Annotated in this window: 15 protein-coding genes; 4 read left to right on the forward strand and 11 right to left on the reverse strand. The window is 73.0% G+C overall.

All coding sequences use genetic code 11. The features are described from left to right. Positions 1 to 8: 8 nt before the first annotated feature. Positions 9 to 869 (reverse strand): hypothetical protein, encoded by an 861-nt coding sequence (locus tag DEI99_RS15160; protein ID WP_111040939.1) that lies wholly within the window; start codon positions 867 to 869, stop codon positions 9 to 11. Between the two features lie 85 nt (positions 870 to 954). After that, on the reverse strand, positions 955 to 1818 hold the full coding sequence (locus DEI99_RS15165; RefSeq protein ID WP_181434355.1) for an SMP-30/gluconolactonase/LRE family protein: 864 nt from the start codon (positions 1816 to 1818) through the stop codon (positions 955 to 957). Between the two features lie 136 nt (positions 1819 to 1954). Between DEI99_RS15165 and DEI99_RS15170 the strand changes: the two genes are divergently transcribed. Beyond that, entirely contained in the window at positions 1955 to 2932 is a 978-nt protein-coding gene (locus DEI99_RS15170; RefSeq protein ID WP_111040940.1) for an SDR family NAD(P)-dependent oxidoreductase, read from the forward strand. A 103-nt stretch (positions 2933 to 3035) separates the two neighbouring features. Here DEI99_RS15170 and DEI99_RS15175 read toward each other — a convergent pair whose 3' ends face one another. Both DEI99_RS15175 and DEI99_RS15180 read right to left on the reverse strand, forming a co-directional pair. Further along, positions 3036 to 5483 (reverse strand): GH92 family glycosyl hydrolase, encoded by a 2448-nt coding sequence (locus DEI99_RS15175; protein WP_258369245.1) that lies wholly within the window; start codon positions 5481 to 5483, stop codon positions 3036 to 3038. Between the two features lie 64 nt (positions 5484 to 5547). Continuing rightward, a complete protein-coding gene (locus DEI99_RS15180) occupies positions 5548 to 5769 on the reverse strand; it encodes a hypothetical protein (protein WP_284180884.1) in 222 nt (73 codons plus the stop codon). Positions 5770 to 5900: 131 nt separating this feature from the next. Between DEI99_RS15180 and DEI99_RS15185 the strand changes: the two genes are divergently transcribed. Further along, complete coding sequence (locus tag DEI99_RS15185; RefSeq protein ID WP_111040943.1) at positions 5901 to 7088, forward strand: MalY/PatB family protein; 1188 nt, start codon at positions 5901 to 5903, stop codon at positions 7086 to 7088. Positions 7089 to 7097: 9 nt separating this feature from the next. Here the strand turns inward: DEI99_RS15185 and nagB are convergent, their stop codons facing one another. Next, positions 7098 to 7883, reverse strand: a complete 786-nt coding sequence (nagB, locus tag DEI99_RS15190; protein WP_111040944.1) for a glucosamine-6-phosphate deaminase — start codon at positions 7881 to 7883, stop codon at positions 7098 to 7100. A 59-nt stretch (positions 7884 to 7942) separates the two neighbouring features. Between nagB and DEI99_RS15195 the strand changes: the two genes are divergently transcribed. Both DEI99_RS15195 and DEI99_RS15200 read left to right on the forward strand, forming a co-directional pair. Then, positions 7943 to 8422 carry an NUDIX hydrolase gene (locus tag DEI99_RS15195; RefSeq protein ID WP_111040945.1) on the forward strand — a complete coding sequence of 160 codons (480 nt, stop codon included), beginning with the start codon at positions 7943 to 7945 and terminating at the stop codon, positions 8420 to 8422. A gap of 123 nt (positions 8423 to 8545) precedes the next feature. Continuing rightward, positions 8546 to 8983: a YdeI/OmpD-associated family protein gene (locus DEI99_RS15200; protein WP_111040999.1), complete on the forward strand. Its 438-nt coding sequence runs from the start codon at positions 8546 to 8548 to the stop codon at positions 8981 to 8983. A gap of 336 nt (positions 8984 to 9319) precedes the next feature. On the opposite strand, the gene DEI99_RS15205 is transcribed toward DEI99_RS15200, so the two are convergent. The 6 genes from DEI99_RS15205 to DEI99_RS15230 form a co-directional block, all read right to left on the reverse strand. Next, the gene (locus tag DEI99_RS15205) at positions 9320 to 10183 is read right to left on the reverse strand and encodes an NAD(P)H-hydrate dehydratase (RefSeq protein ID WP_111040946.1); all 864 of its coding nucleotides are present in this window, start codon (positions 10181 to 10183) and stop codon (positions 9320 to 9322) included. After that, a complete protein-coding gene (locus tag DEI99_RS15210; protein ID WP_111040947.1) occupies positions 10173 to 10913 on the reverse strand; it encodes a histidine phosphatase family protein in 741 nt (246 codons plus the stop codon). Before DEI99_RS15210 ends, DEI99_RS15205 begins: the two co-directional genes overlap by 11 nt. A 57-nt stretch (positions 10914 to 10970) precedes the next feature. Beyond that, positions 10971 to 11936, reverse strand: a complete 966-nt coding sequence (locus DEI99_RS15215; protein WP_111040948.1) for a hypothetical protein — start codon at positions 11934 to 11936, stop codon at positions 10971 to 10973. Positions 11937 to 12195: 259 nt separating this feature from the next. Then, positions 12196 to 15315, reverse strand: coding sequence for an alpha-mannosidase (locus DEI99_RS15220; protein ID WP_111040949.1), 3120 nt, complete (start codon positions 15313 to 15315; stop codon positions 12196 to 12198). Positions 15316 to 15372: 57 nt separating this feature from the next. Then, positions 15373 to 16203: a carbohydrate ABC transporter permease gene (locus tag DEI99_RS15225; RefSeq protein ID WP_502867030.1), complete on the reverse strand. Its 831-nt coding sequence runs from the start codon at positions 16201 to 16203 to the stop codon at positions 15373 to 15375. Between the two features lie 68 nt (positions 16204 to 16271). Beyond that, positions 16272 to 17222 (reverse strand): carbohydrate ABC transporter permease, encoded by a 951-nt coding sequence (locus DEI99_RS15230; protein ID WP_111040950.1) that lies wholly within the window; start codon positions 17220 to 17222, stop codon positions 16272 to 16274. Positions 17223 to 17294 lie beyond the last annotated feature (72 nt).

The raw sequence follows: 17294 nt of genomic DNA on the forward strand, positions 1-17294 counted from the left end.
CGGGGGTCTCAGTGCCCGCGCTGCGCGGCGACGCCGGCGGGTGTGCCGGGCCAGAGCTGCTCGAGGTACCACGTGTCGGCGATCCGGCTCATCTTGACGAGCACGACGCTGCCGGCCGTGATGACGAACGCGGGGAGCAGCAGCCACGCCGACGCGGTGTCCGTCACGAGCAGGGTGCTGCCGATCAGCGTGATGAGCAGGACCTGCCGGATGCCGGTCGCCACCCCGTTGAGCGCCGACGAACGGAGGGCGTCGTCCCACATGAGCTCCTCGGTGGTGGCCGCGGGCTGTCCGCGGAGCACGAGGCGGCGGCCGAGGACCTCGAGGGCGACGAGGCTCAGGGTGGACACCGCGAGGAGCGGGGCGACGACCACGGCGAGCCGCAGGTCCCGGCCACCGAGCTCGACGGCGACCAGGGCGATCGTGGCGAGCCAGAGCACCCACGCGAGCAGTCGGAGCAGGCTCGGCACGTAGGCCGAGAGCGTCACGGTGTCGAGGCGGGCGACCCGCGGGCGGTCGTCGTGCCGGAAGGCACCCAGGAAGGACGCCCAGACGAGTCCGGCGCCGTACCCGGCGACGGCGACGGCCGCGCAGGCGTAGAGGCCGACCCGGTCGTGCTGCGAGCCGGTGGCGAACGTCCCCCCGAGGGCGAGGGCGAGCCCTGCCAGGCCGCCGGAGGCGCTCCCGAGCAGTCGGGCGGCGGTCCGGGCCCGCAGGTCGGCCTCGAGCGCCGGCGGCACCGGGAGTCCGACGCGGGCGGCGAGGCGTTCGACCTGCCACGCCTGCACCGAGCGGGACCGGGCGCTCACGGCGACGAGGACCAGCGAGAGCGCGATCGCGCCGAGGATCCAGCCTGCTGCACCGTCCATCGTGACCCCACTCCCTCGTCAGGTGTTGTGGCATCACATTGGTACAGAACCGGTTCTGTGTCAACCAGTCCCACACGCGCGGCGGTCAGGAGCCGGGCACCGCCACGCGGACCGCGCTGATCCGCCCGTCGTGCGTGCGGGCCGTCGTCGCCGGGTCGTAGCTGTCCGCGGTGGCGAGGTACAGCGTGCGGCCGTCGTCCCCGCCGAGGGCGCAGTCGACGGCGCACCGACCGGGAGCGTCGATCCGGTCCGTGACCTCGCCGCCCTCGACGACCCGCAGGAACTCGCCCGTGTCCACCGAGCAGACCCAGATCGCCCCCTCGGCGTCGACCGTGCTGCCGTCGGGCGTGACCCCCTCCGGCAGGCTCGCCCAGGTCCGCCGCCCGGTGAGCGAGCCGTCCGCCTCGATGTCGAACGCGGTCAGCCGTCCACCCCAGGTCTCGCTGACGACCAGGGTCCTGGTGCCCGGCAGCACGTTCGCGCTGTTCGGGAAGACGAGTCCGTCCGCGGCCAGCCGGGCGGACCCGTCGGGCTCGACCACCCAGAGCGGTCCGGGGCGGAGCTCCTCGCCGCCGTACAGGTCGTAGCCGAACGCGCCGATGTAGGTTCGGCCGGTGGCGTCGTCGACGACCAGGTCGTTGACGAGCGACGACTCGACCGACGACAGGTCGGCGAAGACCGACGTCGACCCGTCGGACTCGACCGCGACGATCGTGCGGGACTCCATCGCGCTGACGACGAGCCGACCGTCGGCGAGCCAGCCGAGGCCGGAGGACTGCCCGTCGACCCGGGCCTCGCGCCAAGGGGCGGCGTCGGCCGACGGGTCGACCGAGAAGACCTCGCCGGTGTGCATGTCCGAGTACCAGAGCCGGCCGGCCCGCCAGCGGTTGCCCTCGGGGAATCGGATACCGGTGACGACGTCGGTCGCTGCGTCCAGGGTGATGTGCACGGGTCCACCCTGCCACCCGGGTCGTGGCGGCCGGCAGCGTCCGCGCAGCCTTGCGAAACGGAACAATGTTCCGTATCGTCGCTGCCGATCCGGAAACCTGTTCCGGAAAACCTCGGACGAGAGAGAGCTGCACGCCGTGACGACGAACCAGCACCCGATCCCCACCCCCTTCACCGCGGCCTCCACCGCTGCCGACGTCCTGGACGGCGTCGACCTCGACGGCCGCCACGTCGTCGTCACCGGCGGGCACGGACGCCTCGGTCGGGAGGCCACCCGCGCCCTCGCCGCAGCCGGGGCGCAGGTCACCGTGGCCTCCCGCGACACCGCTCGCGCCGCGGCCGCGGTCGCCGGCATCCCCGGCGTCCGCGTCGAGGAGCTGGACCTCGCCGACCCGGACTCGATCGACGCGTTCGCGGCCCGTTGGACGACGTCCGGGCACCCCCTGCACGCGCTCGTGAACAACGCCGCCGTGCTCTTCTCCCCGGAACGCCGCCTCGACGCCCGCGGCAACGAGCTCGCGTTCTCGACGTCCCACCTCGGCCACTTCCGGCTCACGACCGCGCTGCTCCCCGCCCTCCGGGAGGCCCGTGGCGCGCGGGTCCTCACCGTCACGTCCGGCGCGGCGAGGTTCGGGCAGATCCACTGGGACGACCTCGCGTTCGCGGGCGGGTACGACCCGGGCGCGGCCTACGGGCAGTCGAAGCGGGCCAACGTCCTGTTCACCGTCGAGCTCGACCGCCGGTACGCCGACCAGGGCATCCGGGCCTTCGCAGCCCACCCCGGCGTCGCCATCGGCCCCGGACCGCACGACGCCGACCGGCTCGCCTCGTTCCGGGAGCAGGGCCTGGTCGACGACGACGGCGCGACGGTGATCGACCCGCCCGTGGGCAAGAAGACGATCGAACAGGGGGCGGCGACGCTCGTGTTCGGTGCGGCGAGCCCCCTGCTCGACGGCGTCGGCGGGGTCTACCTGAAGGACAGCGACGTCGCCGTGCTCGACGACGAGGTCCGCCCGCTCACCGCCGACCACATCCCCTCGGACGCGAACACCGCGATGCTCGACCCGGACGACGCCCGCCGTCTGTGGACGGTGAGCGAGCAGCTGATCGCCTGATCGCCTGATCGCCTGATCGCCTGATCGGACCCCACTCGCGCAGCCGCCCACTCGCTCAGCGGCCCACTCGCTCAGCGGCCCACTCGTCCAGCCGCCCACCCGTTCACCGGTCGACCGGACGCCCCCGCTGTCCGCTCGCCCAGCGCGTGTCCGCGGTGTCCCCGACCCGGAGCGACAGCGTCCCGCCACGGGTCACGAACGACGCCGGCACCCACGACCGCTCGAGGGTCCGACCGTCCAACCGTGCACCGTGGACGTACGGCGCGGTGCCGGAGGACCGGATGACGATCCGCTCCCCGCTCGACCGCCGGATGTCCACGGTGCTGAAGGTCGGGCTGCCGACGAGCATGTCCGCACGACCCGGCGTCTGCGGGAACAGCCCGATCGACGCGAAGACGTACCAGGCGCTCATCGTGCCGAGGTCGTCGTTGCCCGGCAGGCCGTCGGGCCCGGTCGAGTAGGCGTCGTCGACGACGCGGCGCACGGTCTCCTGCGTCTTCCAGGGTGCTCCGAGCGCGTTGTACATCCACGGCGTGTGGATGTCGGGTTCGTTCGTCGGGTCGAACTTCGTGGCGTCGCCACCGGTCACGGCCCAGTTGCCCGAGGCGTCGTGGAAGAAGGCGTCGAGCCGGGCGATCGCGGCGTCATCGCCGCCGAGCGCGTTCGACAGCCCGTGGACGTCCTGCGGCACGAGCCACGTGTACTGCGCGCTGGTGCCCTGCGCGAACCCGGTGCCGGTCGAGGGCGACCAGCTGGGCGTCCACGAGCCGTCGGCCTGCCGTGCCGCCTGGTACCCGACGGCCGCGTTGAAGGTGTTCTCCCAGTAGGACCCACGCTCCGCGAACATCCGGGCGTCGGAGCGCAGACCGAGCGAGGAGGCCCAGTACCCGAGCGCGCTGTCGGCGATCGAGTCCTCGAGGGTCTCGGCGGCGCCGCCCCAGCAGGAGCAGTCGTCGTTCGCCGCGTAGTGCCGCTCCAGGTACTCGTCGAGTGCGGGCCGCTGCGCCAGGCACTGCCCCGGGCACCCGATGTCGCTCTCGGCGTCGGTGTTCTCGACCGTCGCCTGGTGCTTCAGGGAGGCGTAGGCGGCCCGGACGTCGAAGTTCCGGACGCCCATGGCGTACCAGGTGGCGAGCGTCGCGGCCGAGGGGTCGCCGGTCATCACGTGCGTCGGCGCGCCGAGGTGCAGCCACCGGTCCCACACGCCGCCGTTCTGCTCGGCGAACCGCAGCATCGACTGCGCCATGTCCCCGGCGACGTCCGGCCGCAGCAGTGCGAGCAGCTGGATCTGCGCCCGGTACTGGTCCCACCCGGAGTACGTGCCGTAGACGGCCCGGTGTCCGCGGTCCATCCGGTGCACCCGCTGGTCCGGCCCGAGGTACCGGCCGTCGCGGTCGTTCAGCGTGTTCGGCTGCATGAGCGCGTGGTAGACGGACGTGTACAGCTGGGTGGTCCGGTCCGCCGTGCCGCCCCCGACGCGCAGGCGCGACAGTTCGCGGTTCCAGGAGGCCCGTGTACCGGCCGCCACGCCGGCGACGGTCGAGCGCTTCGTCACCTCGCCGTCGCGGTTCGCGACGGCGCCTGCGGCGCTGACGTACGAGATGCCGATCCTGGCGTGCACCGTCGCACCGCGACGCGCGTCGAAGCCGACCCACGCGCCGGAGCCGCGTCCGGCACGGTCGGCGCCGGTCAGGTAGCCCTCCCCGCCGGAGGAGGCCGTGCCTCCCGGCTGGACCGTGCCGTCCTGCCAGGTGCCGGTGCTCGTGAACGCCGTGTCGAAGGTGGCCGTGAAGTACAGGCGGTAGTAGCTGCGGCGGTCCGGGTTGGTGGCGCCGCCGCCGTTCGCGCGGCGGCTGCAGAAGCCGCCGGTCAGGACGCTGCCGCTGACCGTGCGGGTGCGGGCGTCGACGCGGGTGGTGGCGGCCTCGCTGCCGTTGATCGAGTTCGACGTGCGGAAGAGCAGGTTCGCGTCCTTCCCGGCCGGGAACGCGAACTCGCCGACGCCGGCCCGCGTGGTGACCGCGAGGTCGGTGCGGACGCCGTTGTCGAGCGCGACGCTGTACCTGCCGGGGCTCGCGGACTCGTCGTCGTGCGAGTAGCCGGCGGCGTAGACGGCGTCCTTCGAGTCGGCGGACGGCGAGGTCGTGACCGGGGTGGTGACCGGCATGATCGGGACGTCCCCGGCCGCACCCGGCGCACACCCGGCACCGTTCAGGTGCGTCAGGCTGAAGCCGCGCAGCCGGTCCACGTCGTACGAGTACCCGTTCGCGACCGGGGTCGAGGTCTGGTCGCCCGCGGTGCCCGTGGGGCTCCACTGCAGCATCCCGAACGGGGCGGTGGCGCCGGGCCAGGTGTTGCCGTCACCGCTCGTGCCGATGAACGGGTCGACGTACCTGGCGGGGTCGGACACGGGCCGACCCGCGTGCGACGCCTGCGACGCGACGGCCGGTGATGCGACGACCCCCGTCCCGAGCAGGGCGGCGATCGTGGCCACCGCGGCGAGCGGCAGCGGACGGAGGAGCGGGCGACGGTGCACGCGGGATCGGTTCACACGGGCGACGCTAGCCCCCTCGAACGGGGGACGCGCGATCCGTCACCGAGCGGTCTCCTGCTGTTCACCGTGGCTGCCGTCCGGTGCACGGACCGCCGTCGTGAGCACGCGGAGGCCGTCCGTGGCTGGCGTCCGGTGCACGGACCGCCGTCGTGAGCACGCGGAGGCCGACCAGCGCCCCGGACCCGCAGACGGCGAGCGCCGCCACGGCGACGGCGGCGTAGCCGGCCTCGGTCGCCGCTCCGCGGTACGGCACGTCGTCGAGCCACGCCAGACCGCCGGTCACGACGACCACCCCGATCGCGACGCTCCCGCCACCACGAGTGCCGCGTCGACGGCTGCGCGGAGCAGGGTGCGCACGCGGTGTTCCACACACCCATCCTGCCGCGGGGTCGCACCCCCTGTCAGGATGGGCGCATGAGCGTCATGGTCTCCCTGTTCGATGCACGCCGCAGCCGCACCAGCGAGAAGTACACGGCCTTCCCCCCGGACGTCCTGCCGATGTTCGTCGCCGAGATGGACTCGATGCTCGCCGAGCCGGTGCGCGAGGCCCTGCTCCGCGCGGTCACCGACGGGGACACCGGCTACGTCGGGCACGGCCGCGCCCTGCCCGAGGCCTTCGTCGACTTCGCCGAGGACCGGTGGGCGTGGCAGGTGGACCCCGACCTCGTCCGGACCACCACCGACGTCTCGGTCGCGGCGGTCGAGATGCTCCGCCGGGTCATCGCACCCGGCGACCAGGTCGTCGTCATGCCGCCCGTGTACCCGCCGTTCTGGGACTACGTCACCGAGGCCGGCGGCACCGTGACCGAGGTCCCGCTGCTCGCCCCCGCCGACCCGGCGGACCCCTACGACACCACGGCGGGTTGGCGGATGGACCTGGACGGCATCGCCCGCGCCTTCGCCGACGGCGCCCGCACGGTGCTGCTCTGCAACCCGCACAACCCCCTCGGGCTCGTGCACGACCGCGCCTCGCTCGCCGCGCTCGCGAAGCTCGCCGCCGAGTGGGACGCCGTGGTCGTCTCGGACGAGATCCACGCGCCGCTCGTGCACGCCGACGGGGTCTTCACGCCGTTCCTGGAGTCCTGCCCCGAGGCCGCGTCGCTCGGCGTCGCCCTGACGAGTGCGAGCAAGGCGTGGAACCTGGCCGGCACCAAGTGCGCGCTCATCGTCGGCGCCTCGGAACGCGCCCGCGGCTGGTTCGACGCCCTGCCGACCGAGGTGGTCGAGCGCACCGGCATCCTCGGCTACACCGCGAGCATCGCCGCCTTCAGCGAGGGCGGCCCCTGGCTCGCGTCGCTGCTCACCGAACTCGCCGCGAACCGCCGCACCCTGGCCGAGCGGATCGGCGAGGTGCTGCCCGGCGCCGGCTACCGGCAGCCGCAGGCGTCCTACCTGGCGTGGCTCGACCTGCGCGCGCTGCCGTGGGGCGACGACCCCGCGGCACTGCTCGTGGACGAGGCGAAGGTGGCCCTCGCCTCGGGCCCGGCGTTCGGTCGACAGGGCGCCGGGTTCGCACGCCTGAACTTCGGGTGCTCGGCGGAGACCCTCGACGAGGGACTCGACCGTCTGCACGCCGCGTACCGGCAGCGTGCGGACGGCTGAGCCACCGGCCTACTCGAACCGCTGCCAGGCCGGCTTGTTCGCGTACGTGTAGCGGTAGTAGTCGGCGAGCTGCAGGCCGGCGGCCGCTTCCTCGTCGACCACGACGGTCGCGTGCTCGTGCAGCTGCAGCGCCGAGCCCGGGACGAAGGAGCTGAGCGGCCCCTCCACCGCGGCGGCGACCGCGTCGGCCTTCGACGACCCCTGCGCCACGAGGACGAGCTCGCGGGCCTCGAGGATCGTGCCGAGCCCCTGGGTCATGCAGTGGGTCGGGACCTGGTCGGGCGAGTCGAAGAACCGGGCGTTCGCGTCGCGGGTGGACGGCGCGAGGGTCTTGATGCGGGTGCGCGACGCGAACGACGACGTCGGCTCGTTGAACCCGATGTGCCCGTTCGCCCCGATGCCGAGGATCTGCACGTCGATCCCGCCGGCGGCCCGGATCGCGGCGTCGTACTCCTTCGCCGCGAACTCCAGGTCGGTGGCACGACCGTCCGGCACCCGCACCCGGCTCGGGTCGAAGCCGAGCGGACCGACGACGTCGCGCGCGATGACACTGGCGTACGACTCCGGGTGCTCGAGCGGGATGCCGACGTACTCGTCGAGGGCGAACCCGCGGGCCTCGGCGAAGGTGATCTCGCCCGCGCGGACCCGGCGCTGCAGGTCGGCGTAGATGCCCTGCGGGCTGGATCCGGTGGCGAGACCGATGACGGCGGACGGCTTCTTGGCGACGACGGACGCGATCTTGGCCGCGGCGACGCGACCGACCTCGTCCGGCGTGGGCAGGATGATGATCTCCACACCGCGATGCTACTGGTCATGACCAGTCTGCGACAGGGCGGGATCGGTAGCGTGGGCGCATGCCGACCCCCGACTTCGTCCTGTCCCTGCGATCGCGGATCGGCACCGAGCCGCTCTGGCTGACCGGGGTCACCGCCGTGGTCACCCGTGGCTCCGGGTCCGACCGGAAGCTGCTCGTGGTGCGCCGTGCCGACACCGGGGCGTACACCCCGGTCACCGGCATCGTCGACCCGGGCGAGGAGCCCGCGGTCGCCGCCGAACGCGAGGTCCTGGAAGAGGCCGACGTCGTCGCCGTCGCCGAGCGCCTGGCCTGGGTGCAGGTCCTGCCGGAGATGACGTACCCGAACGGCGACCGAGCGCAGTACCTCGACCTCGTGTTCGCCTGCCGCTGGGTCTCCGGCACGCCGGCACCCGCCGACGGCGAGAACACCGAGGCGTTCTGGGCCCGGCTCGACGCCTTGCCCGCGATGCAGCCGAACATGCGCGCCCGCGTCGAGGCCGCCCTGTCCGACGAGCACGCCGCGCGCTTCCAGCGCTGACGGCGGGGCATTCGTTCGACGGGCGGTCGTTCGACGGTTCGTCGGCGTCCCTTGTCGGGACGGCGGGGCCGCCGGTACGGTGCTGGCACGGCGACGGTCGCCGCGCACGGACTGGAGGCACGCATGCGGTTCACGACGACGGTCCTGCAGGCGCGGAAGACGGCCACCGGGCTGCCGGTCCCGCCGTCCGTCATCGAGGCACTCGGCTCCGGGAAGCGCCCCGCCGTGGTCGTCACGATCAACGGCGGCCACACCTACCGGTCCACCGTCGGGGTCATGAACGAGCAGTTCCTCGTGCCGCTGTCCGCCGAGCACCGGGAGGCCGCCGGGGTGGCCGCGGGCGACTCGGTCGAGGTGTCCCTCGAGGTCGACACCCTGCCCCGCGTCGTCGACCTCCCCGAGGACCTCGCGGCGGCACTGCACCAAGCAGGGGTCCGCGCGGCCTTCGACACGCTCTCGAACTCGCGGCAGCGGGCCCTCGCCGACCCGGTGGCCCAGGCGAAGGCCCCCGAGACCCGCGCCCGTCGCATCGAGAAGGCCGTCGACGCGCTGCGGTCCTGAGCGGGGCCGCCGCGGGCCGCGGGCCGCGGCGCTGCGGGCCGCGGTGGCGCGGTGGCGCGGTGCTGCGGTGGCGCGGTGGCGCGGTGGCGCGGTGGCGCGGTGGCGCGGTGGCGCGGTGGCGCGGTGCTGCGGTGGCGCGGTGGCGCGGTGGCGCGGTGGCGCGGTGGCGCGGTGTAGCTTCACGCGGCGGCTTCGGTGCAGTTTCGCGCGTCGGAGGTCGTTCCGCGCGTGGGGAGCAGTTCCGCGCGTAGGAAGCCGTTCCTTCCGTCTGCCCACGCGCGGAACTGCTTCCCATCGCACGAGCAGTGGGACAGTTCGACGGAACGACCACCGCGGTCAGCGGCCGAGTTCCACCAGCACCCGTGGGATCTCGATGAGCAACTCGCTCGCCAGGTAGCCGAGCGGTCCCACCTGCACGGCCAGGCGGTCCCCGGCGGTGGCGTGCACGGAACTCGCCCACGTGGCCGCCTGCGCCGGGTCGGCGCCACGGGCGAGCAGCCCGACGACGACGCCGGACAGCACGTCGCCGCTGCCGCTCGTCCCGAGGCCGCCGGCACCGGTGCCCTTGATCCAGGTCCGGCCGTCGGGGCTCGCGATCACGTCGGACAGGGCCACGACCGCGCCGTACCGCTCCGCGATCGCGAGGGCGTCGGCTTCGTCGTCCCCGCCGCACTCACGGCCGAGCAGCCGTTCGGCCTCGCCGCTGTTCGGCGTCATCACGAGTCGACCGCGCAACGGTTCGAGCCGCTCCGCGACGTCGGCCGCGACGCCGAGGGCGAAGGCGTCCAGCACGACCAGCGTGTCGTCGCCGACGGCGTCCGCGATGGAGGCGACGAGGTCACGCGCACCATCCGGTTCGTCCAGCCCCGGTCCGAGCAGCACGGCGTCGGCACTGCCGACGTCGTCCGCGATCGCCGCGAGTGCCCCCACCGCGATGTGCCCGGCGTCGTCCTGGTCGAGCGGTTCGACGCCGGACTCCGGCACGGCGACGGCGACCTCGGCTGCGACGCTCCGCGCGACGGCGAGCGTGAGCCGTCCGGCGCCGACCCGGAGCGCGGCGAGCGCCGACAGCATCGCGGCCCCCGGCGTGCGAGCGGCGCCGCCGATGACGAGCACCTGGCCACGGCCGTACTTGCCCGCGCCGGGTTCGGGCAGCGGCCACTCGCGCAGCAGGTTCGGGGTGATCTGTTCAGCGGACACGGACGTCGTCCTTCCGGCCGCTGTGCTCGGTGACCTCGGTCTCGTCGAGGTGCTCGACGGCCGAGAACTCCTCGAGCGTCCAGGGCTGCCCGACACCGTCGCGCCGCAGCCGGGTGAGCGAGGCGTTCGCCACGGTGTGGTCGCCGGCGAAGTCCATGAGGGCCGGTTCGTCGAGGTCGAGGCAGACCGCGACCATGAGCATGACCACGGCGTCGTGAGCGGCGAGGACCAGCCGGTCGGCTCCGTCGAGCCGGTCGACGTCGACGAGCAGGCTCCGCAACCGTGCCATCACGTCGACCCACGACTCACCGCCCGCTGGCCGGTGGTAGTACTTGCCGAGCCACTGTCGCCGGCGTTCCTCGTCGGGGTGGCGGTTCCGCACCCCGGTCAGGGTGAGCAGGTCGAGGACGCCGAGTTCCCGGTCACGCAGTCGCTCGTCCACCCGCTTCGTCGGTTCGGCGACGCCGCCGGCGGCGAGCGCGATCCCGATGGTCTGCTGCGCGCGGAGGTACGGCGAGACCCACAGCGCTGCGGCCACGTCGTCCACGCCGCGGTCGGCGAGTTCGCGGCCGAGTGCCCGGGACTGCTGCTCCCCGAGCGGGCTGAGCGGGACGTCGGCGTCGCGGTACTCGACCTCGATCACGTCGGCGCCCGCGCGCTCGGCACGCTCGGCGGCGACGTTGGCGAGGGATTCCCCGTGTCGGACGAGCCAGATCTCGGTGACAGCCATGCCCGAGACCGTAGACGGCTGCCGCTGGACCCGTTCTCCGTCGCGGCCCCGGAAGCGTCAGCGGGCGACGTCGCGGGCGCTGCGGACCGGTCGGACGGCGCACGGTAGTCCGGCCGCGCGGAGCCTCCGGGTGAGTCGGTCGAGGTCCCACAGGTCGCGCCACTCCAGGCGGAGGATCACCCGCACCCCCGGCACGGTGAGCAGCTGCTCGTGTCGGCGCTTCTCGTCGATGAACACCTGCGTGGTGTCGCGCCCGTTGCGGTACCGCTCCTGCGTGTACTTGGCGTGCCCGTCCATCTCGACGACCACGCCCTGCTCCGGGAACCAGAAGTCGACCTCGTACCGACGCCCCTCGACCACGAAGCGCTGCTGCAGGACCGGAACGGGCAGGCCGAGCTCGCGGAACACGACCCGCGCCAGTGACTCCGCGGGCGACCCCGAGCGCCCGTCGGCGATGTCGAGCGCGAGCACGGCGAGTCGGCGGCCGCGATCGTGCAGCGTCCCGCCGAGCGCTGCGGTGCACGCCTGTTTCGGGACACCGCTCCGGATCGCGGCGTCGGCGACGACGACGGTCGCCCGGACGTCGCCGAGGAGCGCGATGTCGGCCACGGTGCGAGCGACCGTCGTGAACCGCACCCCGCCGTGGTGCACGAGGTCCTTCGACCCGAGCGGCCGGGTGTGCAGGACGAGCGACTTCGTCCGAGCGCCGTACTGCGATTTCGGCACCGTGATGTGGACGTCCTCCGGCCAGCCGGCCAGCCAGGGCAGGCCGTGCGCCGCGACCGCCGAGACGTGCGACCCCGCGGCCGCGGTGCTCCGACGTCCGAGGCGGGCGAAGACCCGGGTGACGTACTGCTGCCGGGGGCCGGCCGCGTCCCAGTCGACCCCACGGACGAATGCGTTCGGTCCGACGCGGACGAGCCGGTCGGGGCCGTCCCCGGCGGCGCGGCGACGCATGGCCGCGCCGGAGCGGCCGGCGTCGCGCAAGGAGCTGGCGCGGTAGATGGCGAGTGGCTGTTCCATGCCCTCCACGGTGGAGGGCCGACCACCCCGAGAGGTGCCGAGCGTGTGGATCTGTGGACGGGCCTCCCGGCAGAACATCCTGTGGAGGACGAACGTTCCTTCCCAATGCGCCCGCGATGGAAAGGCGAATCGCGCGTAGGTGACCAGAAGAAACTGGCACCTACGCGCGATTCGACCTCCTACGCGCGATTCAGCCCCCTACGCGCGAAACAGCACCCGGCGCCCGCAACAGCACCCGCCCGGCGCCGCACCCGCTCCCTCAGCCCCGGCGCACCCGCAGCGTCACGATCTCGAACGGGCGGAGCGTCAGCACGACCGGCTCGCCGGCGTCCCACGAGTCGCCGAGCGTCCGCTCGAGCAGGTCCACCGCGGTCACCGAGGCCGCGTCGAACCCGAACGACACCCCGACGTCGGTCGCCCGGCCGCCCGAGGCCTCGTACAGGCGCACGACCACGTCGCCCGAGCGGTCCTCGGCGAGCTTGACGGCCTCGACGAGCACCTGCGGCGACGACACCGTGACGAGCGGCTCGACGGGTGTGGAGCCGGACACGGTCCGCACCGGCAGGTTGAGCCGGTAGCCCGAGTCCGCCGCGTCGAGCACGGACGCCCCGACGCGCAGCACCGTGCGGAACACGTGGTGCCCCTGGTCGGCGTCCGGGTCCGGGAACGTCGGCCCGCGCAGCAGCGACTCGCGCACGAGCGTCGTGGTCCCGCCGTCGGGCCGCGTGGAGCGGGTGACGTCGTGGCCGTAGGTCGAGTCGTTCGCCACCGCGACGCCGAACCCCGGCTCGGCGACGTGCACCCAGCGGTGCGCCGAGGTCTCGAAGCGGGCGTGGTCCCACGAGGTGTTCTGGTGGGTCGGCCGGTCGATGTGCCCGAACTGGATCTCGCTCGAGGCCGACGACGCCCGGACGTCGACGGGGAACGCGAGCTTCAGCAGCTTCTGGTGCTCGTGCCAGTCGACCTCGGTCTCGACGGTCAGCTCGGGCTGGCCCTCGACGGCGGAGTACCGGGTCGTGAGCGTCGACGACCCGAAGGACCGTTCGACCACGAGCGCGGAGCCCTCGATCGCGACCGACGAGGCCGCCAGCACGGTGCCGTTGCGCTGGTAGGCGCGGTCGATGTCCCACGCCTCCCACTGGTTCGGGGTGTCGCGGAACACCGTGTACTCGGCTCCGGCCGCGCCCGGTGCGATCGCGTCGCGACCGCTGGCGCGGTCGACGAGCGACACGACGTGGCCGGCCGCGTCGACGGTCGCCGTCACGACGCCGGTGTCGAAGACGAAGTGGTCGCCGTTCCGGACGGGAGGCACGGGTCGCGGCTCCTCGCCGAGCGAACCTCCCAGGGCGGTTGCGCCCCCCGCCGCGACCGGCGAGGCGTTGAAGCGCACGACGTTCCCGGACGAGCCGGTGCCGCCGACGGCGTCGGCGCCGGACGGCGCGTCGAGCAACCCGCTGCCACCGCTCCCGCCTGCGGCCGTCGACGACGACGCACCCACGCCGGCGAGCGCCGTGGCCCCGCCGTTCGCGAGCGCGGTCGTCGCGTCGCCGATCAGCCCCTCGAGGACCTCGGCGATCCGTGCGTAGTTCTCCTCGGCGTTCTCGTAGACCCAGGCGATCGAGGACCCCGGCAGGATGTCGTGGAACTGCTGCAGCAGGACGGTGTGCCAGGCCGCCTCGAGTTCCTCGTACGGGTACTCCGCGCCGAGTCGCACGGCCGCGGTCGCCGCCCAGAGCTCGGCCTCGCGCAGCAGGTGCTCGGAGCGGCGGTTGCCCTGCTTCGTGCGGATCTGCGACGTGTAGGTGCCGCGGTGGAACTCGAGGTACATCTCCCCCGACCACACGCCGGGTTCCGGCAGCACGCGCTCGAGCTCCTCGAAGACCTGGGCCGGCGTGCCGAGCTGGACGCGGGGCGAGCCGTCCAGGTCGTGCTGGCGTCGGGCGGCCGCGACCATCTCGCGGGTGGGGCCGCCGCCGCCGTCGCCGAAGCCGTAGAGCAGCATCGAGGTGTTCGCGACGCCGCGCTCCTTGTTGTTCCGCTCGCCGCGGTGCAGGTCGGCGGCGGAGACGTCCGAGTTGTAGGTGTCCGCCGGCGGCAGGTGCGTCAGGATGCGCGAGCCGTCGATGCCCTCCCAGTGGAAGGACGTGTGCGGGATGACGTTCGTCTCGTTCCACGACGGCTTCTGGGTGACGAACCACTTCGAGCCGGCGGCGCGGACGATCTGCGGCAGGGCGCCCGAGTAGCCGAACGAGTCGGGCAGCCAGGCCTCCGGGGTGTCGATGCCGAACTCCTCGAGGAAGAACCGCTTGCCGGCGACGAACTGCCGGGCGAGGGCCTCGCCACCGGGCAGGTTCGTGTCGGACTCGACCCACATGCCGCCGACCGGGATCCACCGGCCCTCGGCCACCCGCTGCTTGATGCGTGCCCAGATGGACGGGTACCCGTCACGGATCCAGGCGTACTGCTGCGCCGACGAGCACGCGAAGGTGAAGTCCGGGTCGCGGTCCATCAGGTCGAGCACGTTCGAGAAGGTGCGCGCGCACTTGCGCACCGTCTCGCGCACCGGCCAGAGCCAGGCGGAGTCGATGTGTGCGTGGCCGACGGCGATCGCGCGGTGTGCGGCGGCGCTCGCGGGCACGGCGAGCACGGGTGCGAGGACCGCGCGGGCGTCGGCCGCGGTGCCGGCGACGTCGTCCGGGTCGAGGGCGTCGGCGGCGAGCTCGAGCGCGTGCAGGACGTCCGCGCCGCGGGTCCCGTCGGTCGGAAGCTCCGCCATCAGCCCGCGGAGGACCCAGAGGTCCTGCTGCAGTTCCCACACGGTGTCGTCGCGCTCGACGACCTCGAGCGCGCGCACCCGGTAGATCGGCCGGTCGCCGGCGGTGGACCGGGAGCCGAGCGGGGTCCGCCCCTGGAACGAGTCGCCGCCGATGTCCGGGTTCGCACCGGCCTCGACGTAGAGCTCGAACGACCCGCCGGGGCCGACTTCGAGGGGCACGGTGTCGTTGCGCGGCTCGATGCCCTTGATCGTGGAGCCGTCCGGGCGGTAGGCGAGCCCCTCGGCCTGGAACCCCGGGTGGCGCTTCGTGAAGCCGAGGTCGACGCGCAGTTCGGCGGTGGTGCCGGGTGCGGTGCCGAAGTCCTCGGGCACGGTGCCGGTGACCCGGAACCAGGTGGTCCCCCACGGGCGGCCGCCCCAGGCGCTCCCCACCGTGAACGGCGTGTACGTCTCGCGCACCGCGGCCGTGAACGGCACCGGTTCGCCCGGCACCTCCCAGGCCTCGATCGTCACCGGTGCCGAGCGCCGCAGGACGGCGGGGTCGACGCGGTCGCGGACGAGGCGGGCGATGCGGGCCTCGACGAGCGGTTCGTCCTTGTGCATGTGCTTCCTTTCGAGAGAGCCGGCGGGGCCGACGGATCGGCCCTGGTCGCCGACGGATCAGCCCTTGATGCCGCCGGCGAGCGCGTTGCCGCCGCCGAGGCCCCTGGACACGATCACGTAGAGGGCGATGACGGGCACGGAGTAGATGATCGAGAACGCCGCGAGCTGCCCGTAGGCGACGGCGCCGTACTGCCCGAAGAAGTTGAAGATGCTCACCGCGGCGGGCACCTTGTCGGGCGAGAGCAGCAGGACGAAGGGGACGAAGAAGTTCCCCCAGGCCTGGATGAACACGAAGATGAACACCACCGCGATGCCCGGCCGCATGAGCGGGATGACGATGCGGGTCAGGGTCGTCATCATCGAGGCGCCGTCGGTCCACGCTGCTTCCTCGAGCGAGATCGGCACCGAGTCCATGAAGTTCTTCGCCATCCAGATCGCCATCGGCAGGCTGGTCGCGGCGAGGAAGAAGATGCAGCCCCACACGTTGTCGATGAGGTTGAGCGACACGAACAGGCTGTAGACCGGCACCATCATCGCGGTGATCGGCAGCCCGGTGCCGAACAGGATCCCGTACAGGAACGGCTTGTTGACGCGCATCTTGTAGCGGGACAGCGGGTAGGCGGCGAGGAGCGCGACCACCACCGTCACGACCGCCGTGCCGCCGGAGAGCAGCAGGCTGTTCGCGAGCGGGATGAACGACAGCTCCGGCGTGAGCACCTTCGTGAAGTTGTCGAGGGTGAACGACGCGGGCAGCTTCACCGACAGCGAGGCCGCGGAGTCGAAGGCGGCCAGGACGAGCCAGAGCAACGGCACCGCGAAGCACACCGCGATGACGAGCAGCACGACGTTCGACACCCACCGCATGGTCCGACCCCGCGGCGAGGTCATGTGCAGCGAGCCCGGTGCGGTCACCGACCGCGTGGCGTTGGGTACGGGACGGTCGGCGGTGATCGCCATCAGTCCACCTCCGGCTTGAGCGCCCGGATGTAGACGATCGAGAAGACCGCCCCCACCACGAGCAGGATGGTCGCGATCGCGGTCCCGAAGCCGAGCTGCGAGAACTTGAACGCCTCCTGGTACGCCAGGATCGGCAGGGTCGACGAGTTCGTGCCGGGGCCGCCGGCCGTCATCACGTAGATGAGGGTGAACACCGACAACGTCTGCAGCGTCGTCAGCATGAGGTTGGTCGAGATGCTCCGGCGGATGACGGGCAGCGTGATGTAGACGAGCCGTTGCCACCCGGTGGCGCCGTCCACCTCGGCGGACTCGGTGATCTCCTCGGGGACCTCCTGCACGGCGGCGGAGTACACGAGCATCGAGAACGCGGTGCCGCGCCAGATGTTCGCCAGGATCACCGCGAGCATCGGGTACGTGTACAGCCAGTTCGGGCCGGAGATGCCGATCGACGCGAGGAACGCGTTGAGCGTCCCCTCGTCGTTGAAGAACGCGTAGGCGGCGAACGAGGCGACGATCTCCGGCAGCACCCAAGCGGCGACGACGAACGTGCCGACGATCGCACGGACCGCCCGGTTCGCGGTGCGCATGAGGAGCGCGAGCCCGAGGCCGAGCACGTTCTGACCGACGACGGCCGAGGCGAGCAGGAACACGACGGTGAGGACGACGGACTTCGGGAAGTCCGGGTCGCGGAACAGCTCGAGGTAGTTCTGCAGGCCGACGAACTGCTGGTCGGCGGCGCCGGCGCCGGTGAGCGCCGAGTTCGTGAACGACCCGTAGAACGACGAGATGACGGGGCCGAGCAGGAACACGACGAGCAGGACCATCGCCGGCAGGAGGGGGACCGCGCGGCTGGCGGCCCGCAGCGGCCGCCGCCTGCGCGGGGCCGTCGGGTCGGTGCGTTTCGGCGCACCGGGCGCCGACAGTGTCGGCGCGAGTGGGGTGGTGGACACGGTGGCTGCCTTCCGGGTGCGGCTGGGGCTGGCTGAGGTGGGAGGAGGCGGACGGGAGGCGCGGCGCACGAC

Origin of the sequence: Curtobacterium sp. MCLR17_036 (assembly GCF_003234445.2) — a bacterium.
Classification (GTDB): domain Bacteria; phylum Actinomycetota; class Actinomycetes; order Actinomycetales; family Microbacteriaceae; genus Curtobacterium.

Excerpts from the sequence above, each read along its gene's own strand:
- DEI99_RS15160 (WP_111040939.1), bottom strand. The coding sequence starts at position 869 with ATGGACGGTGCAGCAGGCTGGATCCTCGGCGCGATCGCGCTCTCGCTG.
- DEI99_RS15185 (WP_111040943.1), top strand. The coding sequence starts at position 5,901 with ATGAGCGTCATGGTCTCCCTGTTCGATGCACGCCGCAGCCGCACCAGC.
- DEI99_RS15195 (WP_111040945.1), top strand. The coding sequence starts at position 7,943 with ATGCCGACCCCCGACTTCGTCCTGTCCCTGCGATCGCGGATCGGCACC.
- DEI99_RS15200 (WP_111040999.1), top strand. The coding sequence starts at position 8,546 with ATGCGGTTCACGACGACGGTCCTGCAGGCGCGGAAGACGGCCACCGGG.
- DEI99_RS15210 (WP_111040947.1), bottom strand. The coding sequence starts at position 10,913 with ATGGCTGTCACCGAGATCTGGCTCGTCCGACACGGGGAATCCCTCGCC.
- DEI99_RS15215 (WP_111040948.1), bottom strand. The coding sequence starts at position 11,936 with ATGGAACAGCCACTCGCCATCTACCGCGCCAGCTCCTTGCGCGACGCC.
- DEI99_RS15220 (WP_111040949.1), bottom strand. The coding sequence starts at position 15,315 with ATGCACAAGGACGAACCGCTCGTCGAGGCCCGCATCGCCCGCCTCGTC.
- DEI99_RS15225 (WP_502867030.1), bottom strand. The coding sequence starts at position 16,203 with ATGACCTCGCCGCGGGGTCGGACCATGCGGTGGGTGTCGAACGTCGTG.